The sequence below is a fragment of the Flavobacteriales bacterium genome (assembly GCA_016124845.1).
In the GTDB taxonomy this organism is placed as follows: Bacteria; Bacteroidota; Bacteroidia; order UBA10329; family UBA10329; genus UBA10329.
Map to the genome: position 1 here is coordinate 121,663 of WGMW01000008.1, position 24,663 is coordinate 146,325.

General features: G+C 47.5%; 16 protein-coding genes. 2 read left to right on the plus strand and 14 right to left on the minus strand.

The genetic code is table 11. From position 1 onward, the window contains the following. Window positions 1-61 precede the first annotated feature (61 nt). Window positions 62-2,674 carry an alanine--tRNA ligase gene (gene alaS, locus GC178_03665; protein MBI1286655.1) on the plus strand — a complete coding sequence of 871 codons (2,613 nt, stop codon included), beginning with the start codon at window positions 62-64 and terminating at the stop codon, window positions 2,672-2,674. 7 nt (window positions 2,675-2,681) lie between these two features. Here the strand turns inward: alaS and GC178_03670 are convergent, their stop codons facing one another. After that, window positions 2,682-3,656: an alkaline phosphatase family protein gene (locus GC178_03670; protein MBI1286656.1), complete on the minus strand. Its 975-nt coding sequence runs from the start codon at window positions 3,654-3,656 to the stop codon at window positions 2,682-2,684. 51 nt (window positions 3,657-3,707) lie between these two features. On the opposite strand from GC178_03670, the gene GC178_03675 reads away from it, so the two are divergent. Next, window positions 3,708-5,042 carry a hypothetical protein gene (locus tag GC178_03675; protein ID MBI1286657.1) on the plus strand — a complete coding sequence of 445 codons (1,335 nt, stop codon included), beginning with the start codon at window positions 3,708-3,710 and terminating at the stop codon, window positions 5,040-5,042. A gap of 14 nt (window positions 5,043-5,056) precedes the next feature. Here GC178_03675 and GC178_03680 read toward each other — a convergent pair whose 3' ends face one another. The 13 genes from GC178_03680 to GC178_03740 all read right to left on the minus strand — a co-directional run bounded on the left by GC178_03680 (window position 5,057) and on the right by GC178_03740 (window position 24,582). Continuing rightward, window positions 5,057-6,214: a response regulator gene (locus tag GC178_03680; protein ID MBI1286658.1), complete on the minus strand. Its 1,158-nt coding sequence runs from the start codon at window positions 6,212-6,214 to the stop codon at window positions 5,057-5,059. Window positions 6,215-6,258: 44 nt separating this feature from the next. Continuing rightward, entirely contained in the window at window positions 6,259-7,191 is a 933-nt protein-coding gene (locus GC178_03685; protein ID MBI1286659.1) for a phosphatase, read from the minus strand. A 127-nt stretch (window positions 7,192-7,318) separates the two neighbouring features. Continuing rightward, the gene (locus GC178_03690; protein MBI1286660.1) at window positions 7,319-8,695 is read right to left on the minus strand and encodes an ABC transporter permease; all 1,377 of its coding nucleotides are present in this window, start codon (window positions 8,693-8,695) and stop codon (window positions 7,319-7,321) included. After that, window positions 8,692-9,621: an ATP-binding cassette domain-containing protein gene (locus GC178_03695; GenBank protein MBI1286661.1), complete on the minus strand. Its 930-nt coding sequence runs from the start codon at window positions 9,619-9,621 to the stop codon at window positions 8,692-8,694. The genes GC178_03690 and GC178_03695 overlap by 4 nt, the downstream gene beginning before the upstream one ends. Before the next feature lie 30 nt (window positions 9,622-9,651). Beyond that, on the minus strand, window positions 9,652-10,812 hold the full coding sequence (dnaJ, locus tag GC178_03700) for a molecular chaperone DnaJ (protein ID MBI1286662.1): 1,161 nt from the start codon (window positions 10,810-10,812) through the stop codon (window positions 9,652-9,654). 11 nt (window positions 10,813-10,823) lie between these two features. Then, entirely contained in the window at window positions 10,824-11,384 is a 561-nt protein-coding gene (gene grpE / locus GC178_03705; protein MBI1286663.1) for a nucleotide exchange factor GrpE, read from the minus strand. Window positions 11,385-11,534: 150 nt separating this feature from the next. Then, the gene (locus GC178_03710) at window positions 11,535-12,068 is read right to left on the minus strand and encodes a redoxin domain-containing protein (protein ID MBI1286664.1); all 534 of its coding nucleotides are present in this window, start codon (window positions 12,066-12,068) and stop codon (window positions 11,535-11,537) included. A gap of 139 nt (window positions 12,069-12,207) precedes the next feature. Further along, window positions 12,208-13,512: a UDP-N-acetylglucosamine 1-carboxyvinyltransferase gene (murA, locus tag GC178_03715; protein MBI1286665.1), complete on the minus strand. Its 1,305-nt coding sequence runs from the start codon at window positions 13,510-13,512 to the stop codon at window positions 12,208-12,210. Continuing rightward, a complete protein-coding gene (locus GC178_03720) occupies window positions 13,512-14,147 on the minus strand; it encodes a DUF4290 domain-containing protein (GenBank protein ID MBI1286666.1) in 636 nt (211 codons plus the stop codon). Before GC178_03720 ends, murA begins: the two co-directional genes overlap by 1 nt. A 198-nt stretch (window positions 14,148-14,345) precedes the next feature. After that, on the minus strand, window positions 14,346-15,659 hold the full coding sequence (locus tag GC178_03725; GenBank protein ID MBI1286667.1) for an adenosylhomocysteinase: 1,314 nt from the start codon (window positions 15,657-15,659) through the stop codon (window positions 14,346-14,348). Window positions 15,660-15,723: 64 nt separating this feature from the next. After that, window positions 15,724-17,565, minus strand: coding sequence for a T9SS type A sorting domain-containing protein (locus GC178_03730; GenBank protein MBI1286668.1), 1,842 nt, complete (start codon window positions 17,563-17,565; stop codon window positions 15,724-15,726). Between the two features lie 16 nt (window positions 17,566-17,581). Continuing rightward, window positions 17,582-21,328 (minus strand): PKD domain-containing protein, encoded by a 3,747-nt coding sequence (locus GC178_03735; protein ID MBI1286669.1) that lies wholly within the window; start codon window positions 21,326-21,328, stop codon window positions 17,582-17,584. Continuing rightward, a complete protein-coding gene (locus tag GC178_03740; protein MBI1286670.1) occupies window positions 21,325-24,582 on the minus strand; it encodes a PKD domain-containing protein in 3,258 nt (1,085 codons plus the stop codon). Before GC178_03740 ends, GC178_03735 begins: the two co-directional genes overlap by 4 nt. Window positions 24,583-24,663: the final 81 nt, after the last annotated feature.

Below are 24,663 nucleotides of genomic sequence, written 5' to 3' on the forward strand. Positions count from 1 at the left end.
CTCAACGCACTATCTTACAAGAACTTAAGGGCAAGAACCTGAAACATAGATCAAACCACGCATGACCAGCAACGAGATCCGCCAGAAATTCCTCGACTTTTTCGAAGCAAAACAGCACCGAATTGTGCCGTCTGCGCCCATGGTTGTGAAGGACGACCCAACGCTGATGTTCACCAATGCGGGCATGAACCAGTTCAAGGATATTTTCCTCGGAAACAGAACTGCGAAAGATGTGCGCGTGGCCGATACACAAAAGTGTCTGCGCGTGTCGGGCAAGCACAACGATCTGGAGGAAGTGGGCGTGGACACCTATCACCACACCATGTTCGAAATGCTCGGCAACTGGAGTTTCGGAGATTACTTCAAGAAGGAAGCAATAGAATGGGCCTGGGAGCTTTTGGTGGATGTTTACGGTCTTGATCCAGAGCGGCTGTACGCCACCGTTTTTGAAGGCGATGCATCGGACAATCTGGAAGCAGACACCGAAGCGGAAGACCTTTGGAAGCAGTTCCTTCCTGCTGATAGAATTCTTCGCGCCAGCAAAAAGGACAATTTCTGGGAAATGGGCGACCAAGGTCCGTGCGGTCCATGCTCCGAAATCCATGTGGATCTGCGCTCAGCCGAAGAACGAAACGCAAAACCTGGAAGAGAATTGGTGAATGCCGATCATCCGCAGGTTGTAGAGATCTGGAACCTGGTTTTCATTCAGTTCAACCGAAAGGCTGATGGCTCGCTGGAAAGCCTTCCCGCCAAACACGTGGACACAGGAATGGGATTTGAACGCCTCTGCATGGCGCTTCAAGGAAAAACATCGAACTATGACACCGATGTTTTCGGACCGATGATCTCGAAAGTTTCGGAATTGAGCGGTGTGAAATACACTTCCTCCAATAGCCAAACAGATATTGCCATCCGTGTCATTTCCGATCACATTCGTGCGGTTTCGTTTGCCATTTGTGATGGGCAGATCCCTGGAAATTCTGGTGCAGGTTACGTCATCAAACGCATTTTGCGTAGAGCCATCCGCTACGGTTACAGCTTTCTCGGTTTCAAAGAAGGGTTCATGCACCAATTGGTCGGAACTTTGGCCGATCAAATGGGCGATGCATTCCCTGAGCTGAAGAAGCAGCAGGAACTTGTAACACGCGTTATCCAAGAAGAAGAAACCTCCTTTCTGCGAACGTTGGAGAAAGGTATCGACCGATTCAACAATTACGTTTCGGGACTGAAAAGTAAAACCATTGATGGTGCTTTCGCCTTCGAACTCTACGATACGTTCGGCTTTCCGATCGATCTTACCGAACTCATGGCACGCGAAAAAGGCCTTTCGGTCGATCTTCAAGGGTTTGAAGCTGGTTTGAACGAGCAGAAAGAGCGTTCGCGTGCGGCAACAGCCACCGAAAGCTCCGATTGGACGGTTCTGCGTCAGGATGACCGCGAGGAATTTGTGGGGTATGATCTTCTGGAAACCGAGGTCTTCATTACACGCTACCGAAAGGTTTCTGCCAAAGGCAAGGAGTTCTACCAACTCGTATTCAATATCACGCCATTTTATGCAGAAAGTGGTGGTCAGGTAGGCGATACTGGTTTCATCGAAGCGAATGGAGAAAAGACCTTCATCTTCGACACGAAGAAAGAAAACGATCTTATCGTTCATTTCTGCGAGAAGCTTCCGACCGATCCGAAAGCAACTTTTAAAGCAGTTGTAAATGCGTCAAAACGAAAAGCGACTGCCCTCAATCATTCGGCCACTCACCTGCTGCATGCTGTGCTCCGCGAAGTGTTGGGTGACCACGTTGAACAGAAAGGTTCGTTGGTGAATGCCGACCACTTACGTTTCGACTTCTCGCATTTCAGTAAAGTTTCTGAGGATGAACTGGCAGCGATTGAAACGAAGATCAACGCCAAGATCCGTGAGAACATTTCGTTGGATGAAAAACGGAATGTGCCCATCAATTCAGCAAAGGAAATGGGCGCAATGGCGCTTTTCGGGGAGAAGTATGGCGACCTGGTCCGTGTCATTACATTCGATAAGGATTTCTCTGTGGAGCTGTGTGGTGGAACCCACGTGAAAGCAACGGGCGATATCGGTCTTCTGAAAATCGTTTCCGAAGGTTCTGTTGCTGCGGGAATCCGAAGAATTGAAGCGGTAACAGGACAAAGAGCGTTTGAGGAATTGAACTCAGCTTACGAACAGGTTAATGAATTGAAGAATCTGCTGAAATCAAAGGACGCGTTGAAGGGAGTTCAGCAACTTCAAACACAGTTAAAAGAACTCCAGCAAAAGATAGAAAGCCTGAATGCGCAGGCTGCAGCTGGACTGAAAGATGAACTTCTTGCTAAAGCGGTGGATAAAGGTGATTTCAGATTGATCGCTGAGAAGATCGATCTGGATGATTCTTCCGCAATCAAAAACCTATGCTTCGACCTGAAAAAGGAAAATGGTCTGGTTGCGCTTCTTGGTGTTATTTCAAACGGAAAACCAGGACTTCACTTGGTGATCAGCCAAGATCTCGTGGACTCGAAAGGTTGGAAAGCAGGAGAACTTATCAGACCGCTGGCCGCGTTGATCAAAGGTGGCGGTGGCGGTCAACCAACGTATGCATCAGCAGGTGGAAGCGATGCGAATGGATTGGCCAAAGCGTTTGACCAAGTGTCAACTATCTTGAAATAAGACAGTCTTACCAACCGATCTCGGAGAACAGAACCTCTTGCTGGTACTTCTGTTTTCCATGCTGGCTGAATTCGGTGAAGGTGAGTTTCTGACCTTCCCAATCAAATTCTATGAAACCGAAATTGTGGCGGCCGTAGCGGGATTTTCCAAGACGATACGGATTCTGGTTCAAACCCATCACGTTATTTCCGTGAGTCAGACCGCTTGAAGTGAAATCGTAGATCGGATAACTGATCTGATCGTATTTGCGTTTTGATGTTTCCGTAAAATGAACATCACCGCTAAGGAAAACCACGCCTTTCACTCCAGTTTCTCCAATGAGTTTGATCATACGTTCATGCGACTTCGGGAACTTGGCCCAGTTCTCAAATGAAGGAACTTCGGCCACAAATTGAATGCTTGACCCAATGACATTGATCTTTGCATCGGAGTTTTTCAATTCATCTTCCAACCACTTCCATTGTTCCTCGCCCAACATATCTGTTTCAGGTCCAGGGTCTTCTCGATTGAAGCGCGTGTCCAACAGAATGAACTTCACTTTTCGTTCACCTGAACTGTATTCGAAACTGTTGTAGATCCCTTGTCGCTTCCAACGGGGGTCATCCTCTTTCGCTCCGAAAAAATCCAGAAAAATTTTTCTGCTCTCCTCTTTCTGAGGAAAATCCTTACCAATATTATTTGCCCCGAAATCATGATCATCCCACGTTCCAATGGTCGGACACGCTTCTTTAAGCAGATTGTAATTCGGGTTGGCCTGCATCATGGCATATCGCTCAGCCAAACTCTTTCCTGAATTGCCAATGTCTCCATAGACAATGTCACCGAGCCACACCCAAAGCTGCGGTTTCTTTGACACCACGCTTTTCCAGATGTTCTGTTTGGTGAACTGAAAGCTGCACGAACCGAAGGCAAAACGATCTATCTCCTGTGCCTTTCCAACAAAAGTGGATAGAAATACTGCGAGAAAAAGGATATTTTTCATGCGAACAAATGTCGATTTAATTGTTTTAAATCACCGTAAAGTTTAGGCTAAATGAAACTCGTTTTTGCTTCCCTGCTGGTTCTCGCCTGTTTTGTTCCGATGGCGCAGAATCTACCGATCGGACATCAATCCATCACTTACAATGATCCTTCGCGAAGCAACCGCGCCATTGCGTGCGAGGTTTATTATCCAGGAACTGCTTCTGGCGACAACGTGGCGGTTGCGGCAGGTGAATTTCCGTTGGTGGTGGTCGGACACGGGTTTTCCATGGCTGTTTCCGCCTATCAGAACTGGTGGGAAGAATTTGTTCCGAAAGGATACATCTTTGTGCTCCCAACAACCGAAGGCGGTCTTTTCACGGTGAGCCATGGGGATTTTGGAATGGATCTCGCTTTCGTGGCGGAACAGATGCAGGCCGCGAACACAAACTCCAATTCGGCTTTCTACGGAAAAGTGAAACCACGGACGGCCATCATGGGCCATAGCATGGGCGGTGGAGCCACCATTCTTGCGGCAGCCAACAATACCAACATCGATTGCATTGTGGGATTGGCACCTGCCGAAACCACGCCTTCAGCAGCCAGCGCAGGAGCGAATGTGAGCGTGCCAGCACTCATTCTTCACGGCAATCAAGATCAGGTTACGCCCGAAGCGGATCACGCGCTGCTCATCTACAACGGACTGGCCTCGTCATGTAAATATTATGCGCGATTGACCGAAGGCTGCCATTGCTTTTATGCCAACTACAATATTTTCTGCGCCACGGGCGAGACGAACATTGGGACGCTTACCAGAGAGCAACAACAGCAATTGAGCTATGGTCTGGTCGGTCCGTGGCTCGATTATTTCCTCATGGACAATTGCCCTGCGTATGATGATTTTCTGACGGAACTGAATACGAATTCTGACCTCGGAACAAACCTGCTCGATTGCGCCAATGATGCCCCAATTATTACGGAAAACAGCGGCACACTTTCGAGCGACAGCCAAACCAATTACCAATGGTATTTGAATGGAACTGCCATCCCGAATGCAGACCAGCAGACCTACTCCTACGCTCAATCTGGCACGTATCAGGTTGGCACCACCAATTTGGGAAATTGCCCAACACTTTCGAACGAAATCCAAGTTCAGATCACAGGAATTGTAGAACCGACCATTGGAATTACCCGACAGGTGAATGACCGGATCTCTTTCCGATCAACGGTCGTTTTGCATAATGCACGGGCTGATTGGTTCGATCTTTCGGGTAGAATAATAGGCAATGAGGCCATTGCAAATGTTGGCAACAATGGGCTGTTCACGTTGACCAAACCACAGGTGGAAGGCGTGAAATTGCTTCGGGTAAGTAGCGATGAGACCATAAAAACGTGGCGACTTTTCTGATCGGAAAAGCGGAATTACCACTTTACGAATTGCTCCACATCATTCTTCATGATCTCTTTCCCTGAAAGGATAATGAGCCGCTCAACCACGTTGCGCAGTTCACGGATGTTTCCTGTCCAATCGTAGTCTTGAAGTTCTTTTAACGCATCTGCTTGAATGCGCTTTTTTGCAACGCCCTGCTCATCGCAGATCACGCCAAGAAAATGGTCAACGAGCAATGGAATATCATTCCTGCGGTCGTTCAATGCAGGAACCTGAATCAGAATCACACCCAAACGGTGGTACAGGTCTTCGCGAAAATTCCCAGCCTCGATCTCTTTTTTCAGGTCCTTGTTGGTGGCTGCAACCACACGAACATCTACCTGAATTTCCTTCTCTCCTCCCACTCTGGTGATCTTGTTCTCCTGCAACGCACGCAGCACTTTAGCTTGCGCTGAAAGACTCATATCACCGATCTCATCCAAGAAGAGCGTTCCACCTGTAGCTGTTTCGAAGTTTCCTTTCTTCTGTTTGATGGCTGATGTGAATGCTCCCTTCTCATGGCCGAATAGTTCACTTTCGATCAACTCAGATGGAATGGCCGCACAGTTCACCTCCACCAACGGCCCATCCGAACGACCGCTTTTCTCATGCAAGGCACGAGCTACCAACTCTTTCCCTGTTCCATTCGGGCCTGTAATAAGAACGCGCGCATCCGTTGGCGCTACCTTCTCGATCATATCCTTCACTTTGGCGATGCCTTCCGACTCACCGATCATCTCGTAGCTTTTGCTCACCTTCTTGCGAAGCTTCTTCGTCTCGGCCACGATCTCAGTTCTGTCCAACGCATTGCGCACAGAAACCAGTAAACGATTCAGATCCAATGGCTTGGGAATGTAATCGTAAGCTCCTTTCTTCAGCAGGTCAACTGCTGTTTCAATATCTCCGTGACCTGAGATCATCACCACTGGCGTATCTGGCGCCAACAGCAGAATTCGATCCAGCACTTCACCACCATCCATCTTCGGCATTTTGATGTCGCAAAGGATTACATCAAACTTGCCGCCTTTCACTTTCACCACACCCGAAAGACCGTCTTCGGCCTCATCTACCTCAAACTTCTCGTATTCAAGAATTTCTCGAATGGCATTGCGGATACTTCTCTCGTCATCAATGATCAGAACCTTAGGCATAGCGGTGAGTTTTAAGTGTCTTCAAAAATAGAAAGCAGCTCGGGTCAGATGCGATCTTCCATCACTTGATGAAGCACGCCTTCTTTCAATGCGTAGCTTGATAGCAACAACCTTTCCAAACCGTTCAATGAAAGAATCCATTGCACCATGTAAGATGCCAAATGAATGGTATCAACACGCATTTCCACAAGGCCTGGAATTGCTTTTCGCGTTTCGTAATCGCAAGTTATCAATCGATCATGCAGTTGTTTCAGTTCATTCAGATCCAACTCTTCGCTTACAACAGAACTGGCCAGTTTTGGTGTTCCCTTTTCCGCCCAGATCATTTCAATGAAACTATCGAAACTGCCAGAAGAACCGATCAAGGTCTTCACGCCAAACTTTCGACAATTCCGTAGAAGTTCTGGAAGTTGTTCCGAAAACAACTCATCCAAATTCCGGAAATCTGATTTCTGCAAAGGATCATTCGGTTCGAGCATTTGCAGCACGCGCGAAATACCCAATCGGTAACTCTTCATCCACAGAACACCCGTTCTGTCGGCTATGATGAATTCGGTACTTCCGCCACCAATGTCCATGATCAGCATCGGCTCATCACCAAAGGGAATTGCCAGATTCACACCTTCATAGATCAGGCGTGCTTCTTCCATTCCATCGATCACCTTGATGTCCAAACCGAGTTCGGATTTCACCTCCGCAACAAACTCAGCCCCGTTGGAAGTACTTCTGACCCCTGATGTAGCGAAGGCCAACGTCTTCTCGCAGTTGTGCTGCTTGATAATTTCCAGATACTCCGCCAACGCGCTTTTGGCACGCTGAATCGGCTCAGGAAGCAGTTTACCCGCGATCATGGCACCTTCCCCGATCTTGACCGCGATTTTGGTATTGAAAACGGTCTGGTAATGACCCGCTGGCAGCACATCCACTATAAGAAGATTGAAGGTGTTCGTACCGAGATCGATGACAGCTACTCGCATATCTACCCCTCCTGACCTCCCCAAGGGAGAGGAAATCCACAATCATTTACCACACCACTATCCGCAAGAGTAACTTCCACGCAGCAGCTGCTCTCCTTTTGGGAAATGCCCTTTGGGCAGAAGGGTTTTAGTGATAACGGATCCATTTCCAAAGTTCTTTGTAGGAGATCTTTTTCCCGTACATCAGAATTCCCGTGCGGTAAATGCGCCCGGCCAACCATGTGGTGGCAACAAAGCCGATGACAAGCAAGCTCATCGAAAGAGCAAGTTCCCCTAATGGTACGCCTCCGAAAGGTATGCGAACCATCATGATGATAGGTGAGGTGAATGGAATCATTGAGAGCCACATAGCCAGTGTTCCATCTGGATTATTGATCACTACCTGAGACATCAAAAATGAAAAAATGATCGGGATGGTGATCGGCAGCATGAACTGCTGGGTATCTGCCTCATTGTCCACGGCCGAACCCACTGCGGCAAAAAGCGCGCTGTAGATCAAGTATCCACCCAAAAAGTAGAAGACGAAGCAACCGATAAGATACGCAAATGGAATGCCATCAACTTTAGACAAAAACTCCTTTGCCGCATTAACATTCAATTCAGCACTTGATTCATCAGTCGCCACATTTGGTGTAAGTGTTTGATTTCTCGAAAGCACTTCCTCTAAATTTACACCCGAATTCTCCTCCATCAGTTGTCTTTCCACAAACACAACGGTTCCCGAATAGAAGGCGGTCGATAACGCGACCCAGAGTACAAATTGAGTTAACCCAACCAGCGCGATTCCAATAATTTTACCCATCATCAACTCAAACGGTTTGACGGATGAGATGATAACCTCAATGATGCGATTGGTCTTTTCCTCAATAACTCCCCGCATTACTTGAACGCCATACAAGAATATGAACATATAGATGAGAATACCGCTGAACATGCCAATGGCCATGCTTCGCTCCCTACTTTGATTCTTCTCCCCTATCTCATCGATTTTCAACGTAGCCAAACTAACGTGAGCTTCTTTCTTGACCCTTTCAATGGTCTCCATGTTCACCCCCAAACCCGAAAGCTTAATCTGTGACAAGGAGTTTTCAAGCGAGTTCTCGATATATCGAATCACCTGCAAACTTGGCTGCTTTTCATAGATCAATTTGACTCCGTTTGTCGTGTTGAGAATCAAAGGATGGATGTACAGCACCGCATCAAAATCATCGGAACCTAATAATTCAGATTTAGCACTATCCAACCTTAACGAAGCCTCTGGTAACTTGAAATGAATGTTCTCTGTGTCCTCCAATTTCATGTGAAGCGGAGGCAGATCACTGAAAAGATGACTCTCATCGATCACAAGAATCGTGGTATCCTCATCTTCATTAAGTGCTATCCAGATGGGTACAATGAACATGGCGGCCATCAACACAGGGCCGAGAATCGTCATGATGACGAATGACTTCTTGCGTACGCGGGTCAGGTATTCGCGCTGAATAATGAGTCCGATCTTGCTCATGCCGCTGCACCTTCTTTATTGTATTTCTCCACCGCCTGAATAAAAATATCGTTCATGCTCGGAATGATCTCGTGGAAACCTCTCACCTCAACTGCCCGCATGATATTTCCGAGCAATTGGTTGGTCGTTCCGCCATTCACCAACTGGACCGTAGCATCCATGTGGTCGCCTTCTGGTCCGTGGCTCAACAGTTCACCGTAGGTACCTAACGAACTTCCAAGTTGCATCATCGAACCTTTGAAATCGATGTTGTAAGTCTGCGTTCGGAAACGGTTTCTGATCTCGCTCACCTCGCCATCCAATATCACACGTGAGTTGTTGATCAACGCAATGTGGTCACACAACTCCTCCACCGAACCCATGTTGTGGGTGGAGAAAATGATGGTTGTGCCTTTCTTTTTCAGTTCGAGGATCTCAGATTTGATGAGATTGGTATTGATCGGGTCGAAACCGCTGAACGGCTCATCAAGAATCAAAAGTTTCGGTTCGTGAAGTACCGTTACAATGAACTGCACCTTTTGGGCCATTCCTTTCGAAAGCTCTTCCACTTTCTTGTTCCACCAAGCCTCGATCTCGAACTTCTCGAACCAATATTTGAGTTTGGTCAGCGCTTCTTTCTTTGAAAGTCCCTTCAGCTGGCAGAGATAAAGTGCCTGTTCCCCCACCTTCATCTTCTTGTAAAGGCCACGCTCTTCAGGCAAGTAACCGATCTCTTGCAGGTGTTTTTGCTGAAGACGTTCGCCACCGAACCAAAGACTTCCCGTATCGGGACCCGTAATTTGGTTGATGATGCGGATAAACGTGGTTTTCCCTGCACCGTTCGGGCCAAGAAGCCCAAAAATGGAACCTTCGGGAACACTGATGCTGATGTCCTCTATGGCCACATGACCTGCGTAGGCCTTGCTTACATTTTCAGCATGAAAAATTGGAGTGTTGCTCAAAACTGTAGTGAGTTCTTAGTTGTGAAAGTAGTCTTTCATTTTGTCAAAGAAACTCTTTTCGCCCTTGGCGGGATCGGGTCTGAAGTTCTCCGAGTTCCGCAACTGTTCAAGCATCGATTTCTCTTCTTTACTGAGTTTTTTCGGAATCCAAACATTGGTATGGACCAGAATATCGCCCTTTGTTCCGTAATCGAGGTCAGGCAACCCTTTTCCTCGCAGACGAAGTAGCTTTCCACTCTGCGTTCCTGCATCCACTTTGATTCGCGCTTTACCGTCAATGGTCGGAACTTCGGCTGTTGTTCCCAAAGCGGCATCAATAAAACTGATGTACAGTTCGTAGTGAAGATTGCTGCCATCGCGTTTCAGCAGTGGATGTTCCTCTTCTTCCACAAGAACGATCAGGTCTCCAGGAACGCCACCTTTTGCACCAGCATTTCCCTTGCCACGCACGGAAAGTTGCATCTCATTTCCGACACCTGCTGGAATTTTCACCTCGATGACCTCTTCGCCTTTCACAATTCCATCTCCGTAGCAAGCGGTACACTTGTGCGCAATCGTACTTCCTTGTCCGTTACACGATGGACAGGTTGATGACGTCTGCATCTGACCCAAAGGCGTGTTCATCACACGCGTAACCTGACCGCGACCACCACATGTTTGACAGGTGCTCATTTGGCCGTCCTCGGCTCCCGTTCCGCTGCACTTTTTACAGCTCACGTACTTGTTCACCTTCAATTTTTTGGTCACACCGTTGGCAACCTCATCCAAGGTCAATTTTACGCGCACGCGAAGATTGGAACCACGGTGAACCCGCGTTCTGCGGCCACCGCCACCACCACCGAATCCGCCTCCGAAGTGCCCTCCAAAAATATCTCCGAACTGGCTAAAGATGTCGTCCATGGACATGCCGCCTCCACCGAAGCCACCACCGAAACCACCACCCGCTGCGCCACCCATTCCGGCATGGCCGAACTGATCGTAGCGGGCTTTCTTGTCGGCATTGCTGAGCACTTCGTACGCCTCAGCAGCTTCCTTGAACTTTTCTTCTGCCTCTGTATCCCCCGGATTTTTATCTGGGTGATACTTCACAGCCATCTTCCGATAGGCCTTTTTTATTTCTGCGGCATCGGCATTCTTGCCAACGCCCAACACTTCGTAATAATCTCTTTTCGCCATTCTTCTTCCTATTACGAACCTACCACCACTTTGGCAAATCGGATCACCTTATCGTTGAGGAAGTAACCCTTCTCCACTTCATCGATCACTTTTCCCTTCATGTCATCGGATGGTGCTGGAAACTGCGTGACGGCCTCATGGAATTCCGGGTCGAATGTCTCTCCTTTGCTCTCCATCGGCTTCAGGCCCTTGTTGCCCAATTCCCTGACCAATTTGTGGTAGATGAGTTCCATTCCTTCTTTCACGCTTGGAACATCCGTGGCATTCTCCATGTTCGCGCGGGCACGCTCAAAATCATCGATGATCGGCAGCATCAGTTTGAAAACATCTTCCCCAGCGGATCTCATCAGATCTAAACGCTCCTTGGCTGTTCTTCTTCGGAAGTTCTCAAACTCCGAATACATCCGAAGATATTTATCATTCAGTTCGTTGTATTTCGCCTGAAGTTCCTGCAACGGATCTTTCGCTTCTTCTGGCTGGTTTTCTTCTAAGGTAGTATCTGAGTTTTCCTCAGCAGCTTTTACTTCCTCATTCTCCAATTCGGTCGCTTCCGTTTCCTTCTTCTTGCTCATAGGTTCAAATTTGTTCAACCGCCTTTATCAAATAGCCTGCCTTGGTTGTTCTTGGGACAAATTGGCAGACAAACCGTCAGTTTACGCGGCCGCAAAAGTAAAAAAGGCAGGATGCTCTCCCGCCTTTGTCAATTTTATTCGATTCAGGAATCAGTTCCCAAGCAGCTTCTGAAGCTCTGCGTGAAGATTGGCACCACGCAGATTCCTGGCGATGATAACGCCTTCCTCATCGAGCAGGAAGTTACCTGGTATGGAGTTCACTCCATAGGTTGCTGCACCCGCGCTGTTCCAACCGCCAAGGTCGCTCACATTCGTCCAATCAAGACCATCTTGCTGAATGGCGTTCACCCACGCTTCTTTATTCTTGTCAAGTGAAACTCCGTAGATCTCGAAACCTTTATGATTGAACTTTTCATAAGCGTTCACCACGTTTGGGTTTTCAATCCTACACGGACGACACCAAGAAGCCCAGAAATCGACCAGAACCACTTTTCCGCGCAGCGAGGAAAGGCTTATTTCTTTCCCATCAGGATTTTTGAATTTTAGTTCAGGGGCAATATCGCCAATGTTCAATCCCACCTTCTTTTCCTGAACAACGGTCTTGCCTTTGTCATCGTTTCCAGCTAATACCATAGCGGTACTGATCAGCAAACCAAAAGCGGCCAAGAATCCTATCTTTTTCATTTTCAATATTTTGTGCAAAGTTAAAATTGGAAATTCATTTTCAGCTTGGTCGGAAGTCAACAACCATACCGAATTTTAGTTGGCTGGTTATGTTAAAGAGCGTACCACATCAACTTGTCAACTTAACAAACGCCACCAACTAAAGTCTTTTAATGTTCGCCCCGATCGCATTCAGTCGCGTATCGATATTCTGATAACCACGATCGATCTGCTCAATATTGTGAATGAGGCTCTTTCCTTCAGCCGACAAGGCCGCAATCAGCAATGAAACCCCTGCGCGGATGTCCGGGCTTGTCATCTGAATTCCGCGCAGCGGAACTTGATGGTCCATACCGATTACCGTAGCACGGTGTGGATCGCAAAGAATGATCTTCGCTCCCATGTCAATCAATTTATCCACGAAGAATAGGCGGCTCTCAAACATCTTCTGATGAATAAGCACGCTTCCTTTTGCCTGCGTAGCAACCACAAGTACGATGCTCAAAAGGTCTGGTGTGAAACCTGGCCAAGGCGCATCTGCAACCGTCAAAATGGAACCATCGATAAAAGATTCGATCTCATAATGTTCCTGCGATGGAATGTACAGGTCATCGCCTTTCAATTCCATCTGAATTCCCAACCGCTCGAAAATGGTCGGGATGATTCCCAGATCGGGATAACTCACATCCTTGATCGTGATCTCGGAACGCGTCATGGCTGCCAAACCGATGAATGAACCGATCTCGATCATATCTGGCAGACAACGATGATCTGTACCTCCTAAAGACTCAACTCCATCAATAACCAGAAGATTGGAACCAACACCCGAGATCTTCGCTCCCATTCTGTTGAGCATTTTGCATAGCTGCTGCAAGTACGGCTCGCAAGCCGCATTGTAAATGGTCGTTCGGCCTTTGGCCAGAACCGCTGCCATTACAATATTGGCCGTTCCAGTTACCGAAGCTTCATCAAGCAGCATATAGCAACCTTGCAAATTGGAAGCTTCTACTTTGTAGAACTGCTCCTCTGCCATGTACACGAACTTGGCTCCCAACTTTTGAAAACCAATGAAATGTGTGTCGAGTCTTCTTCTTCCGATCTTGTCTCCGCCCGGCTGCGGAATATATCCTTTGCCGAAACGCGCCAGCATTGGACCAACTACCATGATGGATCCGCGTAAGCCCGAACCTTTTTTCTTGAAATCCTCCGAATGGAGATATTCAAGGTTCACATCATCTGCCTGAAACTCATAGGTGTCTTCATTCAACTGATTGACCTTCACATTCATATCTCGAAGCAGATCGATCAACTTGTTGACATCCCTAATGTTGGGAATATTGGAAATAGTGACCTTCTCAGGTGTGAGGAGAACAGCACAAAGAATCTGTAAGGCTTCGTTCTTGGCGCCCTGTGGAATCAGTTCACCACTCAGTCTATTACCGCCAATAATCTCAAATGAAGCCATTATCCGTTGCGTCTTCTGTTGTTATTCTTCTTACGCTTGCGCCCTTTGCGCTGTCGATTGTTATTATTGTTGCGCTGAGTGGTATCGATCAATTCTTTGGCCAACGACAGCTCTGTTCCCTCTGGCAACGTGATTTTGCCACCTGAAAGTTCTCGAAGATCTTTGATGATCACTCGGTCATCTACCGAATCGCGGTTCCAGTTGAGATAAGAGCGCTTCATGATGTCTGCGACAGCCACACCCATTTTGATGCGTTCTTCCTCATTTTGCTCCTCGGCAACCTTGGCGATCATGTGCTCCAAAATTCTACCGTAGTGGCGATATGATATCTCACTGTCCGGATATGGAATTCGGTCTGGGCCTGTTTCAAAATCCTCACGAAGTGGTTTTGGGAATGGAGAATCAACATCCAATTGAAAATCCGAAATGATGAACATGTGATCCCATAGCTTATGCGTCAGATCCTCATTCGCTCTCAGGTATGGATTTACCTGTCCCATCACTTTAATAATGGAATTTGCCGCCCGATTCCGTTCCTCACGGTTCTCGATTGTCTTTGCAAACTCGATCATCTTCTGAATGTTGCGGCCATACTCGGGAATCTGCATCGTTTCCCGTGCCGTGTTGTATTCCATCTGCAATCCTTCCTCCAAATTCATGTATGTGCGTTTAATGCGTGCAAATTATAAAAGCCCCCTCAATCCCCCAAAGGGGGAAATTCCTTGCTTATCGCTGACCTTCCGGAAATAGAATTGGAAGGGAACCAATATGAAAAATCCGCGATGTTCTGAACACCACGGATTTTTATTCTGAATAGAAGATCAGAAAACTTCTTAGTAGCGATAGTAATCTGGTTTGTAAGGTCCATCCACCGTTACACCGATGTACTTGGCCTGCTCTTCGCTCAGCTCTTCCAACTCAACACCGATCTTGGCCAAATGCAATCTTGCCACTTTCTCATCCAAATGTTTTGGAAGCATGTAAACCTTGTTTTCGTAAGCCGAAGCGTTTGTCCAAAGCTCCAACTGAGCCAACGTTTGGTTTGTGAATGAGTTTGACATTACGAACGATGGGTGACCAGTAGCGCAACCCAAGTTCACCAAACGACCTTCGGCCAGAACGATGATGTCGTTTCCATCTACATTATAAAGATCGACCTGCGGTTTGATGACATCTTTGGTCTGACCGTAATTCTTGTTCAACCAAGCCATGTCAATTTCGTTATCGAAGTGACCGATGTTGCAAACGATGGTCTTGTCTTTCATCGCTTTGAAACTCTCACCCGTGATGATGTCTTTGTTTCCAGTAGCGGTAACCACAATATCAGCACGAGGAACAGCATTTGCCATGCTCTTCACTTCGTAGCCATCCATTGCCGCTTGAAGCGCACAGATAGGATCGATCTCTGTAACGATAACACGAACGCCTGCTCCACGCAATGAAGCGGCAGAACCTTTACCAACATCTCCGTAACCGGCAACAACGGCAACTTTACCTGCAAGCATAATGTCTGTTGCTCTGCGGATGGCATCTACCAACGACTCTTTACAACCGTATTTGTTATCGAATTTCGACTTGGTAACCGAATCGTTGATGTTGATGGCAGGAAGTGGAAGTGTTCCATTCTTCATTCGCTCATACAATCTGTGAACACCCGTGGTAGTTTCCTCAGAGATTCCACCGATCTCTTTCACCAATTCCGGGTAGCGGTCAAGTACCATGTTGGTAAGGTCGCCACCATCATCAAGTATCATGTTCAATGGCTGTCCATCTTCAAACGCGAAAAGCGTTTGCTCAATACACCAATCGAATTCCTCTTCGTTCATTCCCTTCCATGCAAAAACTGGAATACCGGCAGCAGCAATGGCAGCAGCGGCATGGTCCTGAGTTGAGAAGATGTTGCAAGAAGACCAAGTGACATCCGCACCCAATTCAACCAACGTTTCGATAAGAACTGCTGTTTGGATTGTCATGTGCAGACAACCCGCAATGCGTGCTCCTTTCAATGGTTTGCTTGGGCCATATTCTTCGCGAAGCGACATGAGACCAGGCATTTCTGCCTCAGCCAAACGGATTTCTTTTCTTCCCCACTCTGCGAGGGAAATGTCTCTGACCTTGTACTTCAATTGTTCTGTTGTATTGCTCATTGCGTTTGTTTGCTTTAAAACGGGCGGCAAAGGTACGATATAGCTTAGAATTAGCCAATTACGTCTATTGCTTCACCACCTTTCGTATTGTTGCTCTGCCATCCTCTGTTTTCACTTTCAAAAAGTAATTTCCTGCGGAAAGACCCGACACATCCAATGTAGTGCTTCCAGCGTTCTGCGTAATCTTCATTTCTACCAACTGTCCACGCGAATCGAACATGGAAATGAAAGCATTTGTTCCGCCTGCAACCGTCAAATTATTCGAACACGGATTCGGATAAATATCGATGTTAGCTTCGCCTGAACTGGAAAGACCTGTCACCATGCCTTGCCCTTCCACCACTTCCAGCATCTGATTGGCAGTCACATTACGATAACGGTCCAGCCCGCCACCGTACCAGATCACATCCACAGAATCAACCATTGTGTTCTGTGCCAAACCGAAATGGGCCACTTGCCAATGTTGGGAACTGAAGCTGCTTTCACCACCTATCTCGCGCATGTACGATTGCCCGTTCACATAAATAATCACTTTTGTTCCAATACCGTTGGTGTTGTTCTGCACACCCACTGCTTTTACCTGTAGCCAGTTCTGCTGTGGTGAATCATTCCTGTAAAGAAAACTCTTGCTTGTTCCACCGATGGAATCGGTAATGCCAACGAACACATCGAGGTCGCCATCCTTATCATAGTCGCAATACGCTAATGCCCGGGAAACATACGTATCGGCAACTCCTGTCTCAAAGGAAACATCCGTGAAGTTTCCAAAACCATCATTGATGTACAATTTATTTGAGTCGAGAGCGGGATGCGGATAATCGTAAGAAAGCGATCCATTGGCTATCATCACATCCTCATCCATATCATTGTCAATATCGAGAAATCCGACTCCCCATCCGACCTTCCAATGGCGCATGCTCATGTCCTGTAACCAAACAGAATCGTTATGCAATCCTACATTCACAAGTTCATCTTCGTAGCCTGATAGCGAGCTCACCATGAATTTATCGTCTCGGATATTGGTGGTGTAATAATCGAAAACGCCATCGGCATTCACGTCCGTTCGGGCAACACCCATTCCGTTCATTTCCATGTCGAGACCCAAACTATGGCTCACCTCTACAAATGGAACCGATGGCCCATCGTTTCTGAACATTCGGTTTGGTGATTTACCAACAAAAAAACCGAAGTCATTTGACACAAAAAGGTCGGGATCGTGATCGTTGTCAAAATCGGTAACTATAACCCCAAGGCCACAACCGCTTGTATCATCAATACCGACCAAACTCGCTTTAGAAGTGAACGTTCCATCTGCATTGTTCTCATAGTAGAAATTTGCCTCAGAATCTACTGTTGCCAGACCATTTACCAACGTCATATTCATATAACGTGACCAATTGCAAACAAACAGATCGAGCCAACCGTCCATGTTCAGATCACCGAAGGTTGAAGAAAAACTGTTTGCCGTATCTTCCTTACCAGCCCATTCAATGACGTGTGCAAATGTTCCATCTCCATTATTCATGAAGAGATAGTTTGGATGCGTGCGAAAAGTGGTAACGAAAATGTCATTCCAACCATCCCGATTGAAATCACCTGTAGTGACTCCATCCGTGTTGGCTGAGGCAACGACAGAAATACCAGAAGCAGATGTCTGATCCGAAAAAGTACCATCACCGTTATTTCTGTAAAGTGCATCTGCTCCACTTCCTCCAGTTAGATAGAGGTCGTACCACCCGTCATTATTGTAATCGAACCAGGCCGCGCCACCTTGTCCAGACATATCGTTGTCGCAAAGAACAGCATGATGATAAATGCCAACGCTTTGAGAAACCTCAGTAAGCACCTGTGAATTAACATTTGAACCGACCTGAAGAGCGGTGAGTACGAGTATCAGTTTTTTCATTTAAAGAACCGAAAGACTATCTAAAGATAGTTATCGTTCCCATTTTGGCGAATTCCTTACCTGTGTACCAAGTAAGATGAATTTGATAGGAATATGCACCTTCCTGAACGGGTTTACCAGATTCCCTGTGTGTACCATCCCAATACTCGGTCACATCATTGGTTTCCCAGACAAGTTTGCCCCAACGGTCGAAAATCTGAATATGCCAATCGACTATTCCTTTCTCCTTTATCTCAAAGACATCGTTGATGCCATCGTCATTGGGCGTAAATGCAGTTTGAATGAAGAAGGTCTCCTGTTCCCAAACTCTGAAGGGAATTGTGATGGTATCAGGACATCCGATCTCTCTCATTACGATCAATTGCACGTCAAACAGCCCTGAATCTTGGAAGATGCCCACCGCATCAAGGATACTGTCAACAGTATATCCATTGCCAAAATCCCAGAAGGAGTATTCGGGTACGATATTCAAACTGGTATTCCAGAATTGCATGGTCGTATCCGGTAATTGCAAAGCCACGCTGTCAGGATAGAAGTCTGCGATCGGATGCGCCCTTACCTCAACAAAAACCTTGGCTGAATCCACGCATCCGAACCGATTGGAAACAGTCTGCGTCACCACATACCAACCTGGTTCATCAAACGTGTAATCAAATTCATCATTTATATCTCCTTGCTGCGGAATGGTAACATCCTTGTCTGAGAAGTGATATTCCCAAGCATCAATATTTACATCAAAATGAGATGAATCGTGAATCGTGATGGGAAGATCCGTACAGACTATAGTGTCCATCCCAAACCCAGCAATTGGAGATGCGTGGACCAGAATAGTGACCGGAGTTGCCTGTGCTTGGCAGCCATCTTCCGAGAAAACGGTCAGGTTGACGATATAGGTTCCTGAATCATTGAATGCATGAAATGGGTTTTGAAGATCGCTTGTATTGAAGGTTCCGGAATTCCCATCTCCAAAATCCCATTGCCAAGATGCAGCATTCACAGAATTGTCATAAAACCGAAGATCGGAGGAATCGCAAACCTCTGTAGGCGAAACATTGAAACCTGCAACTGGTATCACCCATGGGGTTATCATGTTAGGTACAACCACTGTATCGGTAAAAACCGTATTCGAAGCGGCTAAGGTCACAGTATACGGGCCAGTTCCAGTGAAGGTGTGCGTAGGATTTTGCAAAGACGAAGTATCGCCATCTCCGAAATCCCAGTACCATGTTACAGGATTCCCCTGAGATGTATCTGTAAATGCGACCTCTGTAGAGCCACATTGTGAATCTTCCGTGTAAGTAAAACCACCATAAACATATGGAGGCAGAATGATGTCTACAGGAACATTGCAGATGGCAGAACAGCCAAAAGTATCTGTAACCTCCACACTTGCGCTGTAGGTTCCCGTACTTCCGTAAAGATGCGAAGGGCTTTGATCGGTAGCCGAGCCACCATCACCGAACTGCCAGAAATACTCAAATGGGGGTGTAGCAGCGGTTACATCTGCATTGAAGCCAGTCTCTGCTCCCAGATAACTGTTAGTGACATTGCTGCAATCGATAACCGGATTGAGATGAACGATGACCGTGATTACATCCGAAGTGACCGTTGGCACGGTCGGGCATGGATATGAGCTGGTCATGGTCACTTTGACCTGATCGCCATCACTAATAAAGTTGGGTGTGAAAGATGTTCCTGTTCCGCTTGATGCCCCATTGACAAACCACTCGAACGTGGGGCTGCTGCCGCCAGCGTAAGGAACTGCTCCGAAGGTGATGGATTCACCCTCACATATCTCTGTAGATGTGGCTGTGATGAAAACATCCGGCTCTACCACAGGCATCACCACAACGTAGTGGGTATCTGGCTTTGCCCAACCGCAACATGGAGACTGGGTCTGCAACGTGACCATGTATGTGCCTACATCGTTGTAGGTGTGCGAAGGAGCACCCTGGCTACTTGTGTTCTGATTCCCTGAGTTCGGATCCCCGAAATCCCATCTAAAACCAAGCACGTTGAAACTTGTAGGCCAAGTGCTTGAAAAATTCACAACGTCACCTGGGCAAATGGTGTCTTGCGCTTGAATTGTTGGAAGATACGGTGTTCCATCAATGAAAATGTTGACAAAACCCGAATGAAAATAAGGCACACCGTTGGAGACCATTGTCAGATCCTGAGCTCCCATGGTTGTGTATTGAACACTTGTACTCTGACCTACGGTGTTCTGTGGAACGGTGGTACCTTCGTAGAACCACTCTATGATTCCATTTGCATTGGTGGTAAAATTGATGTCAGAGTAGGTGCAAGCAGTTGACTCCATCAGAACATCAGGCTCAACGTTGGCCGCCAGACTCGATTGGGTCACCTGTATTCCTATTGGTTCCTGATATAAAGGAAGGCTTTCTCCTGGAGCTCCGTTTCCTCCATTTCCTCCTCTTCCACCTCGAGAACCAACTCCACCGGCCCCACCCCTTGAACACGGTCCGGCATTTCCATCCTGTTGCTCACCTCCTGGTCCTCCTTGTCCCCCTAAACCGCCAAGTCCTCCAGGGTAACCTCCCATTCCTGCAACACCTGGAAGACCGGACTCCAAAACACAATCATTAAGACTTCCCCCAACGCCATTGTTGGTAATGTAAATTCCGAAAGAACCACCTCCGCCACCTCCGCTGGTTGCTCCGTGGCCACCTTCTCCACCTTCACCACCTCCGCCTCCACCAGCACCGGTACCTGGATTAGCGAAAGGCAGCACTCCTACTCCTGCAGAACCTGATCCACCTCCACCTCCGCCTCCGGAACCAGGCTCACCATTCTGACCATAGGTTCCATGGCCTGGCACAAAAAAACCTCCCGCGTGAGAGGAAACACCATCTAGACCATCGGCTCCATCAGCACCATCTTGTGAGGCATTGATACCTGCAGTTCCGTTGGCAGTTCCACCACTGTTGCAATCACCAAATGTGCTACATGGATCGTTTATGAGATATCTGAATCTCAACCCTGGCATTCCTCCAGCTCCTGCATACAGTCCTGTACCTGCTTGTCCTGGAAACCCATCTTTTCCGTTTGCATTGGAAAACAGGGAAAAACCTTCTCCTTCCGGACCTCCATTTCCTCCATCACCGCCAGCAGCAATTCCGCCAGACCATCCGTTCCCGCCAGCTCCCCCTGCATTCGGCTGATTGGAACAATTGGCTCCATTCTGTCCTGGTTGTCCGTCTTGACCGACCAAACCATCTCCCCCTGGCACTCCTTCAATTCCATCACCACCGTTACCTGCCGTAACACGAATCCTATCCAAGGTATATTGAGAACAGCCGTTGAGATAGATTCCGCAGGTTGAACTACTTGGTTCAACTGCATCATCAACAATGACAGAAAGATCATGAAGATGAAAATCCGAAATATCGATGGCCGCCAAGGCGAAGATACTTACCGATGAAGGTGCCGTGGCATCTCTGTGGAAGATGGTCGGTATGTTATTGGATTTGACCCAAGTGGACGGATCATATGAACCATCGATCGTGACCCCATTAACAAGAAACAGCGTATCGGAAAGTGGATAGGTTCCTTGCGCCATACGGATCTGATTGAGCCCGGGACCAACCATTGACATGGCATTTTGAATGTTGGTTGGTGCGGCTTTGGTACCGCTTCCAGAACCATTGGGGGTAACATAAATGATATTGCACTCTTGAGCAGCAGCCCCTAAAGAACCCGCAATCATCAATAACGCTATCAGGAAATTCCTCGCCTTTATCATCTTCTTGAAATCACCAACGGAAGCGAGTGAGTCTCGTCTCCCGAACGTAATTGAATGACGTATGTTCCCGCAGAAAGTTGTTCTATGTCCACGTCAAATCTGTTGGAACCAACGCTAACCTTCAAGACTCGCCCCATGACAACCTTGCCCATAGGGTCGATCACATTGAATGAGACTGTAGACCTTTCCTTTGAGTCTATCAAGATGTTGAACCGCTCTGATGTTGGATTTGGGAAAATCACAGGTCGCAACTGAGACCTCAGTTCTGAAATGCCAACATTTACTGAGGAGGGCAAAGTGATCGAATCGATGCAGCCATAGTTGTTACTTACGACCAAAGTGACATAGTAAGAACCATTGGAGCTGTAAACATGAACAGGGCTTTGATCCGTACTGGTATTATCTGAACCTGAGGATGGATCTCCGAAATCCCAATACCAACTATCCGCAAAAAGTGAATTATCAGAGAAATGTACCGTATCGCTACCTGTTTGCGGATTTACCTCATAGCTATAGAAATTTGCAACCGGTGTGGGGTTTACAACCACTTGGTCATATACCACGGCTGAGTCATTTCCGTTTCCTGCATAGATCCAAAGTGCCACATCGTACGTTCCTGCAGTTTGATACGTATGAACAGGGTTCTCCACAGAAGAACCGCTTCCATCCCCGAAACTCCAAAAATTGGTGACCGCATTCTCACTTTGGTTTGTAAAATGAACTTCCAATGGCGCACAACCGACCAATGTATCGACCGAAAATGCTGCAGAAATACTTGGAGAGATGGTCATAAAAGTTTGACATGAAACCGAGCAGCCCAATGAGTCATAAACATCTACTGTTGCGGTGTAAGTACCTGGGTTCTGATATACGTGCTGAACCGTGTCCCCGAACCCAAGAAGACCGTCTCCGAACGACCAATAGAAACTGAAAGGAGCCAATCCTCCAAATGTAACCTCTGATGTGAAAAATGTAGGCTCCCCTGACAGAAAAGAGTCAGCTGCGCAAGTTATCTGTGGAGCCGGAACAACGGTGACGGGAATGGTATTCGACATGGCCGTTTGACCGGCAGCACAACCTAATGAAGAAGTTACTGTACAAGAGACCACGTCACCGTCAGCAAGTTGATCTGTGGTAAGAACAGGGGCATCAGCTCCTATGGGGCTACCATTCACATTCCACTGATAGGAAGGGGACTGACCAACATTCTGAGCCGAAGCGGTGAAGGTGACCTGTGAACCCACACAAACTGTATTGGTCGTGTCTGCAAACTGCGTCTGTACCGAAATTGCCGGTGGAATGATCGAATCAACAACAATCATGACAGTATCCGTGAATGACTGTCCACAGCATTCGGTTTCTGTGGTAAGTGTAAGCTGATATACACCTGCTGAATCCCAGGAAACTCCTAATAGATCATAATAATTGGGACCGTTGTAAATAACCGTGTCTCCTTCTATATTGACCAATTCCCAGATGTAGTTATTTGCCGAAATGGAGCTATTGAAATCTGACACGTCTCCAACGCATAGCTGGGTAGACCCCGTTTGGATCTGCGGATTGAGAGGAGGCACCTCTGAGTAAATGTCCACAAAATCCGTGTAGGTGAATGCAATTCCGTTTACCAACAGCGTGAATGTCTTGAATCCGGGAGTGGAAAAAGTGGCAACCACTTCCTGTCCAAAGGCCGTTGAAGGATTTGCTCCTGAGCCAAAGAACCACTGAATGGTTCCGGAAATGTCGGTACTGAACCTGACGGGAGAATTCGTGCAGCCTCCAAGTTCCACATTAACTGTAGGTTGAGAAAGACCATAAATATTTTGCAGAACCAACGGTTGACCACCGGGATGCTGATACAATTCACTCGAAATCCCATTGGATCCAGCACCTCCATCACCTCCTTTACCTCCATGGCCTCCTTCACCTCCATCTCCACCAGCTCCTATATGACAAGCGGTAAATTTCGCTCCACCCTCACCTCCATGCCCTCCTTGGCCACCATTTCCACCAATTCCACCAAGACCGCCAACCCCAGGAAATCCACTGGCCAGCTCACAGTCTTTTAACACTCCGTTGAAACCATTGTCCCAAGCAAAAATTGCGAATGAACCACCTCCGCCTTGGCCACCACCACCTGCGGTTCCTCCGCCTCCGCCCTCACCGCCACCACCGCCACCGGCACCGGTTCCATTGCTATTACTTGGAATAGTATCATCAATAGGCCACGGAATGTACGTGTAGAGCTGGCCTCCATAAGAACCACCTCCACCACCGCCTCCGCCTCCGGAGCCGTTTTCACCATCTGTGCCATCAGACCCTACTCCCGGAGTAAAAAATCCTCCTGTGAGACTGTAAGTCCCGACCACACCCGGGATCCCGTCCAGTCCATCCGCTCCATTATCTCCATACTGCCCGTTATTTGAGGGAGTCTGGTCGCAAGAAGTAGAAACTATTGATGTGAAATTACCCATCCCACCGTTTCCACCACTGCCAAATCCGAGACCTGAACCATCCTGCCCCAGATAGCCTGTAAACGCCTGTCCTCCACTCGGCCAAACATAGGTTCCACGTTCTCCACCGTTCCCACCATCTCCGCCAGCAAAGCTCCCTGGAAATGAACAGCAGCCACCGCTGCCGCCCTGTCTATTTCCTGAAGAATGCTCATGGCCAGCCTCTCCCTCTTGGCCGTTCACTCCAATGGCTCCAAGTGTTCCAAAGGAACCTGCCACTCCATTTCCACCATTACCGGAAATGACAGAACACCTCACGATCTGATAGTCTGAGCAATTATTGAGATAAACCCCATAGGTGGTAACACCTTGACCAAAACCATTGTCTGTCCGAATGGTCAGGTCCTGAATCCGGAACCCTGATTTACCAATGCATTCAATAGCTATAAGCCGCGGAGGCGACATTTGAGGGTTTGACGGGTCTCGGTAGATGGTACTAATGGCCGAATTGTCTTTCACCCATTGCGAGTTAAACCCTCCTATGAGCTGCGCGTTATTCGGAATTTGAAGAGCTGCAGTAAGAACATACGTACCACCTTGGATGTAAACCTTATTGGCATTGCCGCCCAACATTCCGATTCCTGTCAGAAGGTCGGTAGGGTCATTCGCAGTTCCTGCGGAAGAAGGAAGCCCTGTAACCGAAACATAGATGACATCGGAGTAGTTGGTACTTCCAAGCCCGCTACAGGTTTGACCCTGTGCAGAGAACGACCAAAGAAACGCCATCAGGATAGGCAGTTTCATCAAGAAACTTTGAAGGCTATTTTTCAAATTCAATCTACGCATAGAAAATGCTGCCGCAAGATCGGCATTGGTTCGAGTTTA

Coding starts and splice junctions, on each gene's coding strand:
- GC178_03685 (MBI1286659.1), bottom strand. CDS start 7,191: ATGCGAGTAGCTGTCATCGATCTCGGTACGAACACCTTCAATCTTCTT.
- dnaJ (MBI1286662.1), bottom strand. CDS start 10,812: ATGGCGAAAAGAGATTATTACGAAGTGTTGGGCGTTGGCAAGAATGCC.
- GC178_03690 (MBI1286660.1), bottom strand. CDS start 8,695: ATGAGCAAGATCGGACTCATTATTCAGCGCGAATACCTGACCCGCGTA.
- GC178_03720 (MBI1286666.1), bottom strand. CDS start 14,147: ATGGAATACAACACGGCACGGGAAACGATGCAGATTCCCGAGTATGGC.
- GC178_03725 (MBI1286667.1), bottom strand. CDS start 15,659: ATGAGCAATACAACAGAACAATTGAAGTACAAGGTCAGAGACATTTCC.
- GC178_03740 (MBI1286670.1), bottom strand. CDS start 24,582: ATGAAACTGCCTATCCTGATGGCGTTTCTTTGGTCGTTCTCTGCACAG.
- murA (MBI1286665.1), bottom strand. CDS start 13,512: ATGGCTTCATTTGAGATTATTGGCGGTAATAGACTGAGTGGTGAACTG.
- GC178_03680 (MBI1286658.1), bottom strand. CDS start 6,214: ATGCCTAAGGTTCTGATCATTGATGACGAGAGAAGTATCCGCAATGCC.
- GC178_03710 (MBI1286664.1), bottom strand. CDS start 12,068: ATGAAAAAGATAGGATTCTTGGCCGCTTTTGGTTTGCTGATCAGTACC.
- alaS (MBI1286655.1), top strand. CDS start 62: ATGACCAGCAACGAGATCCGCCAGAAATTCCTCGACTTTTTCGAAGCA.
- GC178_03730 (MBI1286668.1), bottom strand. CDS start 17,565: ATGAAAAAACTGATACTCGTACTCACCGCTCTTCAGGTCGGTTCAAAT.
- GC178_03670 (MBI1286656.1), bottom strand. CDS start 3,656: ATGAAAAATATCCTTTTTCTCGCAGTATTTCTATCCACTTTTGTTGGA.
- grpE (MBI1286663.1), bottom strand. CDS start 11,384: ATGAGCAAGAAGAAGGAAACGGAAGCGACCGAATTGGAGAATGAGGAA.
- GC178_03675 (MBI1286657.1), top strand. CDS start 3,708: ATGAAACTCGTTTTTGCTTCCCTGCTGGTTCTCGCCTGTTTTGTTCCG.
- GC178_03735 (MBI1286669.1), bottom strand. CDS start 21,328: ATGATAAAGGCGAGGAATTTCCTGATAGCGTTATTGATGATTGCGGGT.